The organism is Roseovarius halophilus (ex Wu et al. 2025) (genome assembly GCF_047086965.1).
The window spans coordinates 1-10,263 of sequence record NZ_JBKOTX010000195.1; the positions used below are offsets into that span (position 1 = coordinate 1).

8 protein-coding genes are annotated in these 10,263 nt (G+C 66.7%); 1 reads left to right on the forward strand and 7 read right to left on the reverse strand.

Going from position 1 to position 10,263, the window contains the following annotated elements; genetic code table 11:
• A partial coding sequence (locus tag ACH107_RS26220; protein WP_412508575.1) for a malate synthase G occupies positions 1-1,699 on the forward strand: 1,699 nt, incomplete at its 5' end.
• 136 nt (positions 1,700-1,835) lie between these two features.
• Here the strand turns inward: ACH107_RS26220 and ACH107_RS26225 are convergent.
• The 7 genes from ACH107_RS26225 to ACH107_RS26255 form a co-directional block, all read right to left on the reverse strand.
• Entirely contained in the window at positions 1,836-3,140 is a 1,305-nt protein-coding gene (locus ACH107_RS26225; RefSeq protein ID WP_412508577.1) for a branched-chain amino acid ABC transporter permease, read from the reverse strand.
• The gene (locus tag ACH107_RS26230) at positions 3,137-4,147 is read right to left on the reverse strand and encodes a branched-chain amino acid ABC transporter permease (RefSeq protein ID WP_412508579.1); all 1,011 of its coding nucleotides are present in this window, start codon (positions 4,145-4,147) and stop codon (positions 3,137-3,139) included. Before ACH107_RS26230 ends, ACH107_RS26225 begins: the two co-directional genes overlap by 4 nt.
• A 112-nt stretch (positions 4,148-4,259) precedes the next feature.
• Positions 4,260-5,090, reverse strand: a complete 831-nt coding sequence (locus ACH107_RS26235) for an ABC transporter ATP-binding protein (protein WP_412508580.1) — start codon at positions 5,088-5,090, stop codon at positions 4,260-4,262.
• Positions 5,091-5,199: 109 nt separating this feature from the next.
• On the reverse strand, positions 5,200-5,985 hold the full coding sequence (locus ACH107_RS26240) for an ABC transporter ATP-binding protein (protein WP_412508581.1): 786 nt from the start codon (positions 5,983-5,985) through the stop codon (positions 5,200-5,202).
• Positions 5,986-6,075: 90 nt separating this feature from the next.
• Positions 6,076-7,269, reverse strand: a complete 1,194-nt coding sequence (locus ACH107_RS26245; RefSeq protein WP_412508582.1) for an ABC transporter substrate-binding protein — start codon at positions 7,267-7,269, stop codon at positions 6,076-6,078.
• A 252-nt stretch (positions 7,270-7,521) separates the two neighbouring features.
• Positions 7,522-9,321, reverse strand: a complete 1,800-nt coding sequence (locus ACH107_RS26250; protein WP_412508583.1) for a flavin-containing monooxygenase — start codon at positions 9,319-9,321, stop codon at positions 7,522-7,524.
• A 153-nt stretch (positions 9,322-9,474) separates the two neighbouring features.
• Positions 9,475-10,263 (reverse strand): sigma 54-interacting transcriptional regulator (locus ACH107_RS26255; protein WP_412508584.1); only part of this gene is annotated, 789 nt, incomplete at its 5' end.

Sequence of the window (10,263 nt, forward strand, 5' to 3'; positions counted from 1 at the left end):
GCCCGGTACACAGGGCACGCCGAGATCCTTCATGGTGTCCTTGGCGGTGATCTTGTCGCCCATGACGCGGATATGTTCCGTCCCGCTGCGGGGCACCAGCCATGCCGACGTACGACGCTACCACGTGCAGGACGGTGCCCTGCTGGTGGATGACTGCCCGCTGGCGGAGCCCGAGAAATTCGCGGGGTACCGGGGCAACCCCAAGGCCCCCGACGCCGTTCTGCTGCGCAACAACGGCCTGCATGTCGAGCTGCTGTTCGACCGGGCGCATTTTATCGGATGCCGGGACCAGGCGCTGCTGGCCGATGTCCAGGTCGAGAGCGCCGTCTCGGTCATCATGGATTGCGAGGATTCGGTGGCCTGCGTCGATGCCGAGGACAAGGTGCTGGCGTACGGCAACTGGCTGGGCCTGATGAAGGGCACGCTAGAAGCGTCGCTGGAAAAGGGCGGCAAGACCGTCGCGCGGCGCCTGAACAGCGACCGGCGCTACACCGCCCCCGATGGCAGCGACCTGACACTGAAAGGGCGCGCGCTGATGTGGGTGCGCAACGTGGGGCACCTGATGACCACCCCCGCCATCCTCGATGCCCGGGGCGACGAGATCCCCGAGGGGCTGATGGATGCCGCGATCACCACCCTGATCGGGATGCACGATATCCGGCGCGAGGGCGGAAACTCGGTGCACGGGTCGATCTACGTCGTGAAACCCAAGATGCATGGCCCCGACGAAGTGGCCTTCACGGACGAGATTTTCACGCGCGTCGAATCCTTTCTCGGGCTGCCGGAATACACCGTCAAGATCGGCGTCATGGACGAGGAGCGCCGCACCTCGGTCAACCTAAAGGAATGCATCCGCGCCGCGAAGCACCGGGTGGCCTTCATCAATACCGGTTTTCTCGACCGGACGGGCGACGAGATCCACACCAGCATGGAAGCCGGCCCGTTCAGCCGGAAGGATTTCATCAAGCGCAAGGCGTGGATCACCGGGTACGAAAACCAGAACGTCGATATCGGGCTGGAATGCGGCCTGTCCGGCAAGGCGCAGATCGGCAAGGGCATGTGGGCCATGCCCGACCTGATGGCCGCCATGATGGAGCAGAAGATCGAACACCCCAAGGCGGGCGCCAACTGCGCGTGGGTTCCCTCGCCCACCGCGGCCACGCTGCACGCCCTGCACTATCACAAGGTCGATGTCCTTGCCGTTCAGGCGACGCTGAGGGCCGGCGGCCGGCGGGCTTTCGTCGACACGCTTCTCGACATTCCCGTCGCGAGTTACCGGAAATGGTCGAAGGAGCAGATCATCAAGGAGGTCGAGAACAACGCGCAGGGCATTCTTGGCTACGTGGTCCGCTGGATCGACCAGGGGGTCGGATGCTCCAAGGTGCCCGACCTCAACGACGTGGGCCTGATGGAAGACCGCGCCACCTGCCGGATCAGTTCGCAACACATCGCCAATTGGCTGCATCACGGCGTCGTCAGCGAGGCCGAGGTCATGGCGGTCATGCAGAAGATGGCGCAGGTGGTGGACGACCAGAATGCGGATGATCCCACCTATCGGCCCATGGCGCCCGGGTTTGACGGCATCGCCTTCAAGGCCGCCTGCGACCTGGTGTTCAAGGGTCGCGAGCAGCCTTCGGGCTATACCGAACCCGTCTTGCACCGCCGCCGCCTGCAACTGAAGGCCGCGCAGGCCGCATGACGTGAGGCCGAGTGGCCCCGGACCCGGCTGACAGGCCGTTTCCGGGGACGACCCGGCCGAGCAAACGCTGGCTACCGCTGGGCGGGTCCGCGCCGGACGGGGGACGTGCCCACGGCGCCCACGCGCCGGCGCGCGCCTATTTCTCGGGGATCAGGCCGCGCGGGCTGAAACGCAGCACCACCAGCAGGACCACGCCCATTGTCAGCAGGCGCATGTGCGCCGTGCTTTCCAGCAGGTGGACGCGCAGCGCGCTGTCCTCGGCCATGGGCGCGGTGACGGTCGCCATGAGCCATTGGCCCATCGGCTCCACCTGCACCCAGAGGAACCAGACGAGGAACCCGCCAAGCACGGCGCCGAAGTTGTTGCCCGACCCGCCCACGATCACCATCACCCAGATCAGGAACGTGTAGCGCAGCGGCTGATAGGTGGTGGGAATGAGCGCGCTGTCCAGCGTCGTCATCATGGCGCCCGCCATGCCGCACACGGCCGAGCCGAGGATAAAGACCTGAAGGTGACGGCGCGTGACGTTCTTGCCCATCGCCTCGGCGGCGACCTCGTTGTCGCGGATCGCGCGCAGCATCCGCCCCCACGGGCTGTTCAGCGCGAGTTGCGCCAGCACCAGGAGGGCCACCACAACGATCGCGAAAAACCCGGCATAGATGACCTTGACGAAAAGCGACGAGGCGGTGACCGGGTCGAACCCCATCGCCTCGGCCCTTGCGACGAACCCGGGGTCGGATTGCAGGTCGATCTCGTACGGTGCGGGGCGGGGAATGCCGGTGACGTTCTTGACGCCGCGGCTCAGCCAGTCCTCGTTCTTGAGCACGGCGATGATGATCTCGGCGATGCCCAGCGTGGCGATGGCCAGGTAGTCCGATCGCAGCCCGAGCGCCGCCTTGCCGATGATCCACGCCGCGCCGGCGGCCAGCAACCCGCCGACAGGCCAGGCTAGGACGACCGGCAGGCCCAGCCCGCCAAGGTAGCCCGTCCTTGCCGGGTCGACGGCCTCGACCGCCTGCACGCCCGCATCGAAGATCCAGCGGTAGACGAAGAACCCGATCACCAGCAACGCCAGCACGACGGCGCCGCGCAGGCGCGACGGGCCCATGCGGCGCAGCACCAGAATTGCCCCCGCGATCACGGCGCCGCCGAAAAGCAGGCCCATGATGATGCGCCCGCCGCCGGCGGACCACGCTTCGTTCACGGGCGGCATGGCCACCAGCACCGTGGCCAGCCCCCCGAGGGCCGTGAACCCCATGACGCCGACGTTGAAAAGCCCCGCGAACCCCCATTGCAGGTTCAGCCCGAGGGACATGACGGCGCTGACCAGCCCCATGTTCACGATGACCATGGCGGTGTTCCAGCTCTGCATGACACCGGTCAGCACGACCAGCCCCGCGACAAGGCCGAAAAGCGCGGTGTTCCTGAGTGTCTCGTTCATACCGCTTTCCCCCGGAACAGGCCCGTCGGCCGGAACAGCAGCACGATCAGCAGGATCACGAAGCTGACGGCGAACTTGTAATCGGTGCTCAGCAGTTGCACGAGGCCCGACGGCTCAAGCGACTCGGGCAGGAGATGGCCCAGCACCTTCTTCCATGCGTAGGTGACCGTCACCTCGGAAAAGGCGATGACGAACCCGCCGGCAATGGCGCCGAGCGGGCTGCCAAGCCCGCCCACGATGGCGCTGGCGAATACCGGCAGAAGAAGCTGCAGGTAGGTGAAGGGCTTGAACGACTTGTCGAGCCCGTAGAGAACACCCGCGACCGTCGCCAGCGCGCCGACGATCAGCCACGTGATCATCACCACGCGGTCGGGATTGATGCCGGACAACAGCGCAAGGTCCTCGTTGTCGGAGTAGGCGCGCATCGACTTGCCCGCGCGGGTGTGGGTGAGGAACCAGAACAGCAGCGCCACGACGATGACGGCGGTGACCACGGTGATGCCCTGCGTGGTCTTGATCGCGAGGCCTTCCTGAAGGCCGGTCATCTTGCGAAAGTCGAAGGCGGTGATGATGAAGCGCTCACCGTCGGCGAAGCGCTGGTCCCCCGGCCCGATGATGAAACGCACCAGCCCGTTGAGAATGAACATCACCCCGATCGACACGATCACGAGGATCACCGGCTTGGCCCGTTGTTCGCGGTAGAAGCGGTACACCACCCGATCGGTGACCAGCACGAGCGCCATGCAGCCGGCAATCCCGATGGGCAGGGCCAGAAGGGCGGTCGGCAGCGGCCCGAGCCCGACCCCCATGGATTGCAGCCACCACGTCGCGAGGATCGTGACCATCGTGCCGAAGGCCATCGTGTCGCCATGGGCGAAGTTGGAAAACCGCAGGATGCCGTAGATCAGCGTCACCCCCAGCGCGCCGAGCGCCAGTTGACTGCCATAGGCGATGGCGGGCACGAGGACGAAGTTCGACAGCGCGACAAGCGCATTGAGAAAATCCATCAGCGCGCCCCCCGGCACGGCGGGGCGGCCAGCACCCCGCGCAGGACGGCACCATGCCCGTGCGGATCGCGATAAGGCCCGTTACGGTGGGCTGCCGATCGGTATCGTCTCATCATCCCCCCAGAAAACTCCGCCGCACGTCCGCGTCAGCCAGCAGGTCCTTGCCCGAGCCGGTATAGGCATTGCGCCCCTGCACCAGGACATAGCCCATGTCGGCGATCTCCAGCGCCTGGCGCGCGTTCTGCTCGACCATGAGAACCGGAAGGCCGGTGCGCGCGACCTCGATGATCCGGTCGAAAAGCTCGTCCATCACGATGGGGCTGACCCCTGCCGTCGGCTCGTCGAGCATCAGCACCTTCGGCTTGGTCATGAGCGCGCGGCCGACCGCAACCTGCTGCCGCTGGCCGCCCGAGAGTTCGCCGGCGGGTTGCCGGCGTTTCTCGCGCAGGATGGGAAACAGGTCAAAGACCTGCTCCATCGTGCCGCTGATGTCGTCGGTGCGGATGAAGGCACCCATTTCGAGGTTCTCCTCCACCGTCATGGACGTGAAGATGTTGTGGTTCTGCGGCACGAAGCCCATGCCCTTGCGCACCCGCGCCTGCGGGGTCAGGCGGGTGATGTCCTCGCCCGCCAGCCGCACCGCGCCGCCGCGCAGGTCCAGCATCCCGAACACGGCCTTCATCGCCGTGGACTTGCCGGCCCCGTTGGGGCCCACGATCACCGCGATCTGGCCATGCCCCACCGAAACGGTGCAATCGTGCAGGATGTCGGGGCCCCGGCCATAGCCGCCGGTCATGTTGTCACCGATCAGGAAAGGGCCGTCGGCGCCCGGGGCCGGGCGGGCCTCGTCCTCGGTGCCGGCGGGACGCAGCTCGCCTGCCCCGTCGGGGTTGGCGATGGTGCGGTCCTTGTTGCCACGGTCGTCATAGGGGCCGCCGCTCATGCGTGGCCCCCGTGCCCGTTACCCGCGGCGGGGTGTCCGAAACTCGGCGCCGTGCTGGCGGCCACCCCGGGCGGCAGCACGAGTGTCGCGAAAAGCGCGCGGGCGGCCGTCATCCGGCTGTCTCCTTTTCCTTGTTCTTCAGGCCGGTGCCAAGATAGGCCTCGATCACGCGCTCGTCGGACTTGACCTCGTCCAGCGTGCCCTCGGCCAGCACCTTGCCCTCGGCCATGCAGATCACCGGATCGCAAAGCCGTTCGATGAAATCCATGTCGTGTTCGATCACAACGAAGGTGTAGCCGCGGTCGCGGTTCAGCGACAGGATCGCATCGCCGATCGTCCGGAGAAGGGTGCGGTTCACGCCGGCGCCGACCTCGTCAAGGAAGACAATCCGCGCATCCACCATCATCGTGCGGCCAAGCTCCAGCAGCTTCTTCTGGCCGCCCGAAAGGGTGCGCGCCTTCTCGTTGGCCAGGTGGTCGATTGTCAGGAATTCGAGAACCTCGTCCGCCTTGCGCTCCAGCGCGCGTTCTTCCTGCGCGATGCGGCCGCGCTGCAGCCACGTCTTCCACAGGGATTCGCCCGACTGTCCGCCGGGCACCATCATCAGGTTTTCCCGCACGGTCATCGAGCCGAATTCGTGCGCGATCTGGAAGGTGCGCAGCAGGCCCTTGTGAAACAAGGCGTGGGGCGGCAGGCCGGTGATGTCCTCGCCGGCCATCGTCACGCGGCCCGACGTGGGCCTGAGCACGCCGGCGATCACATTGAAAAGCGTGGTTTTTCCGGCACCGTTCGGGCCGATCAGCCCGGTAATGCTGCCCGGCTTTATTGTCAGGTTCGCGCCATCGACGGCGTGGAAGCCGCCGAAATGCTTGTGAACGTCCTCGACGACGATCATGCATGTCCCCCATCGGGCCGGTTGCCGCCCCGCCATTGTTGGGTCGGCCCGGGCAATCACCCGGGCCGACCAGAACCTTTCACCGCGCGATCAGCGGTAGCTGGACGTCGTGATCTTGCCGTCCTTGATCTCGATCTCGCGATAGCTGCCCGCCGACTCGCCGGGTTCGATCAGCTCGACCGCGGTCGCGCCCACATAATCGACGTCGCCGCCCTCGGCAAGAATGTCGAGCGCCTTGCCCAGCTCGCCGGGCATGATTTCCTCGCCGGGGGCGTTGGCCACGTCCATCACGTGATCCTTGTAGTCGGCCGCGTCCGTGCTGCCCGCGGCCTGCATGGCCATCAGGATGAGCGCCGCGGCGTCGTAGGATTCACCGGTGAAGGGCGACGTGGAATCGAAGGCATCGCCCGCGATTTCCTCGAACTTGTCCTTGCCGGGGCTGTCGGTGCCCGGCAGCTGCCCGGTGGAGCCGTCGATCATCGTGCCGAAGTTCTCTTCGAGTTTCGTGCCGATCATGCCGTCGGGGAAATGGAACGTGCTGAAGGCGCCGGTATCGAGCGCCGAACGCACGACGCCGCTGCCGCCTTGGTCAACATAGCCCGCCACCACGAGGCGCTCCCCCCCGGCGGAGGCCAGCGCGCCGACCTCGGCGGAATAGTCCGCCTTGCCGTCCTCGTGCGCGGCACTGATCGTCACCGTGCCGCCGGCCTCCTCGAAGGCCTGCTGGAAGCTGTCGGCAAGGCCCTTGCCGTAATCGTTGTTGGTGTAGGTCAGGGCCACTTCGTCGATGTCGCGGTCCATCAGGATGTCGGACATGATCTTGCCCTGCCGCGCGTCGGACGGCGCGGTGCGGAAGAAGAAGCCGTTGTCCTCGATGGTCGTCAGCGCCGGTGACGTCGAGGAGGGCGAGATCTGCACCACACCGTTGGGCTTGGTCACGTTCGACAGGACCGAGGTGGTCGCGCCCGAACAGGCCGCGCCGACGATGCCCTGCACACCCGCCGCGGTGACCAGCCGCTCGGCCGCGGCCGTGGCCGCGGACGCGTCGATACAGGTGGTGTCGCCCCGCTCGGACGTGACGGTCATGCCGTCAAGCAGCTTGCCGCTGTCGCTGACTTCCTTCATCGCCATCTCGGCCGCTTCCGCCATGTGCGGGGTCAGCGACTCGATCGGGCCGGTGAAGCCCATCAGGACGCCAAGCGTGATCCCGCCACCGTGGTTGTCCGCCGCGACCGGGCCGGCGAGAAGCGCCATCGCGGCGCTGGTCATGAGCAGGTTTTTCATTGAAACTCTCCCTGGTTGGTTCCGTTACCTCGCGCCCGAGCTTATTCATCCCCGACGCCCTTGAAAAGGCATGATCCGACATTCACACGTCACGTCGCACCGGCGCGCGCCCGTGCGGACGGGGGATGATCGGACCGCCACAGGGGCCCTACATGGCCTGCGGGTCGCGTTTTTCAATGCGGGGTGCGGCCCGCGGCTGGCCGCGTTGCACCGGTCGCGGCCCGCCCTGCCGGGCGGGCCGTCATCGCTGCCTCAGGACAGGTGGTGCACTTCCTGCAATCCGTAGACCGGTGTCTCGAGGCCTTCCATCCGCGCCTTGAGCTGCAGCGCCAGGTAATGGGAATAATGCCGCGACTGGTGCAGGTTGCCGCCGTGGAACCACAGGTTTTCCTGCTGAGTGGGCTTCCACATGTTGCGCTGCTCGCCTTCCCACGGTCCCGGATCCTTCGTGGTGGCGGAGCCGAGCCCCCAGACCTTGCCGACCTTGTCGGCCACGTCCTGCCCGATGAGGTCCGCGGCCCAGCCGTTCATCGACCCGTAGCCCGTCGCGTAGACGATCAGGTCGGCCTCCAGCATGGTGCCGTCCTCGAGCACGACACCGTCCTCGACGATCTCGGCCACTTGCCCGTGCGCGAGCTTGATCTTGCCGTCGATGATGAGCTGGGACGCCCCCACGTCGATGTAGTAGCCCGAGCCACGACGCAGGTATTTCATGAAAAGCCCCGACCCGTCATCGCCCCAGTCGAGCTGGAAGCCGGCCTTTTCCAGCCCGTCGTAAAACGCGCTGTCACGTTCCTTCATCTGCTCGTAGAGCGGGATCTGGAATTCGTGCATGATCCGGTAGGGCAACGACGCGAAGACAAGATCCGCCTTCTCGGTGGTCATGCCGTTGCGCACGGCCTCTTCCGAGTAGAGCGCGCCGAGGCCGATATCCATCAGCGTGTCCGAGCGCACGATATGGGTCGAGGACCGCTGCACCATCGTGACGTCGACATCGTGCTCCCAAAGCGCGGCACAGATGTCATGGGCCGAATTGTTCGACCCGATGACGACCGCCTTCCTGCCGGTATACCGATCCGGGCCCGGGTGCTGCGACGAATGGTGCTGTTCGCCCGCGAACTTGTGCGCGCCCGGAAAATCGGGAACATTGGCCTTGCCGGACATGCCCGTCGCGAGGATCAGTTGCGTGGGCCTCAGCACGACGTCCTCGCCGTCGCGGTCGACGACAACGGTCCATTCCTTGGTTGTTTCGTCGTAGGTGGCCGACTTACACTCGGTCCGGGTCCAGTAATTCAGTTCCATGACCTTGGTGTACATCTCCAGCCAGTCGCCGATCTTGTCCTTCGGCGCGAAGACGGGCCAGTTGTCGGGAAACTTGATGTACGGCAGGTGATCGTACCAGACGGGGTCGTGCAGGCAGAGGGACTTGTACCGGTTGCGCCATGAATCGCCGGGCCGGTCGTTCTTCTCGATGATGATCGTGGGCACGCCAAGCTGCCGCAGCCGCGCCCCGAGGGCGATGCCGCCCTGTCCGCCACCGACGATCACGCAGTAGGGCTGCCGGGTATGGCCCAGTTCCGCGGCCTCCCTTTCCTGTTCTTCCTTCCATGTCAGGCGGTGCTTGTCGGCGCCGTGCTTGGCGCCGAGCGGGCGGTCATGGCCCAGCGCCTCCTCATAGCCCTTGAGCTCGGCCATGGTGGTCAGCAGCGTCCAGATCTTGCCGTCGCGCAACCGCACCAGCCCGTAGCCGCGCGCCTTCTCGGTGTCGAACTGGATCCACGCGGTCGTGATCCCGCCCTCCTCGGTGGGGACTTCGCCGTCGGCGATCCGCCAGTTGGCGGGCCTTGTCGCGGCAAGCTGGCTTTCGAGCATGTCGGCCACCTCGTCCTTGCCCTCGACGGTCTTGAGGTTCCACGTGAACGTGACGAGGTCGCGCCAGTAGCAATCGTCGACGAACATGTCGCGCGCCGCGGCGATGTCGCCGGCCGCCAGCGCCTTGTCGAACGCGTCGAGAAATCCCTGGGTCTGATCGGCCACGGTTGTATCGAGCATGGTCTCCTCCCTTTTTCTTGCTCTTGATCGCGGGGAAGGGTGGCATGCGCCCGGCCGTCAGACCATGTTCCGGACGGTGTCGGGGGGCTCGAATCCGGTCGGGGGCGCTGGCACGTTGCGCGCGCAACAGGGCGCAACACGCCCGCGCAACGATCAGCCCGGCGCGCTCAGCCCCGCCTTGCGCACGCGGCGCAGGATGGTGGATCGGTTCACCCCGAGCCGCTTGGCCACCCGGGCCATGTTCCACCCGCACGCATCCAGCAGCGCCTCCAGGTCGTCGCCGCCCCCGGGCGTCGGCTGTTCGGACAGGCACGGCGCGGGCAGGTCCGGCAGGTCGATGACCTTGCCTTCCGCCACGGCGGCGGCAACGTCGATCACGCTTTCAAGTTCGCGGATGTTGCCCGGCCAGTCACGCCCGCCCAGATCGGCGCGCGCCGCCGGCGACAGGCTCAGCCCACGGGCATTGTGGCGGCGCAGCACCCTGTCGATGAGCCAGTCGAGATCATGGCGCAGCCGCAGCGGCGGCAGGCGCAGCGTGTCGCCCGCGATCCGGAAATAGAGGTCGGCGCGGAACGCCCCCTCGCGCACCGCCCGTGCGAGATCACGGCGGCACGACGCGACCGGGCGAAGGTCCTCGCGCCGCTCCAGCAGCGCCAGCAGCGCCGCCTGTTCCGCCGCGCCCAGATCCTCGAGCCCCTTGAGAAAGATCGTGCCCGCCGGTGCGTCGGCATGTTCGGTGATCTGCGCGGCCGTCACGCAGGCGCAGCGCACCACGTGCAGGGCGCGGTCGGCGGGGCCGCAGACATGCACCGCGCGCGCCAGCCTTTCCTTGCCCGTGCCGGTTTCCCCTTCGAGGACCAGCGGAACCCGCGTTTCGGCAAGGCGCGCGGCACGCAGCAGCATCGCGTTGAGCGCGGGGTCCGCGCCCGCGAAGCTGGACAG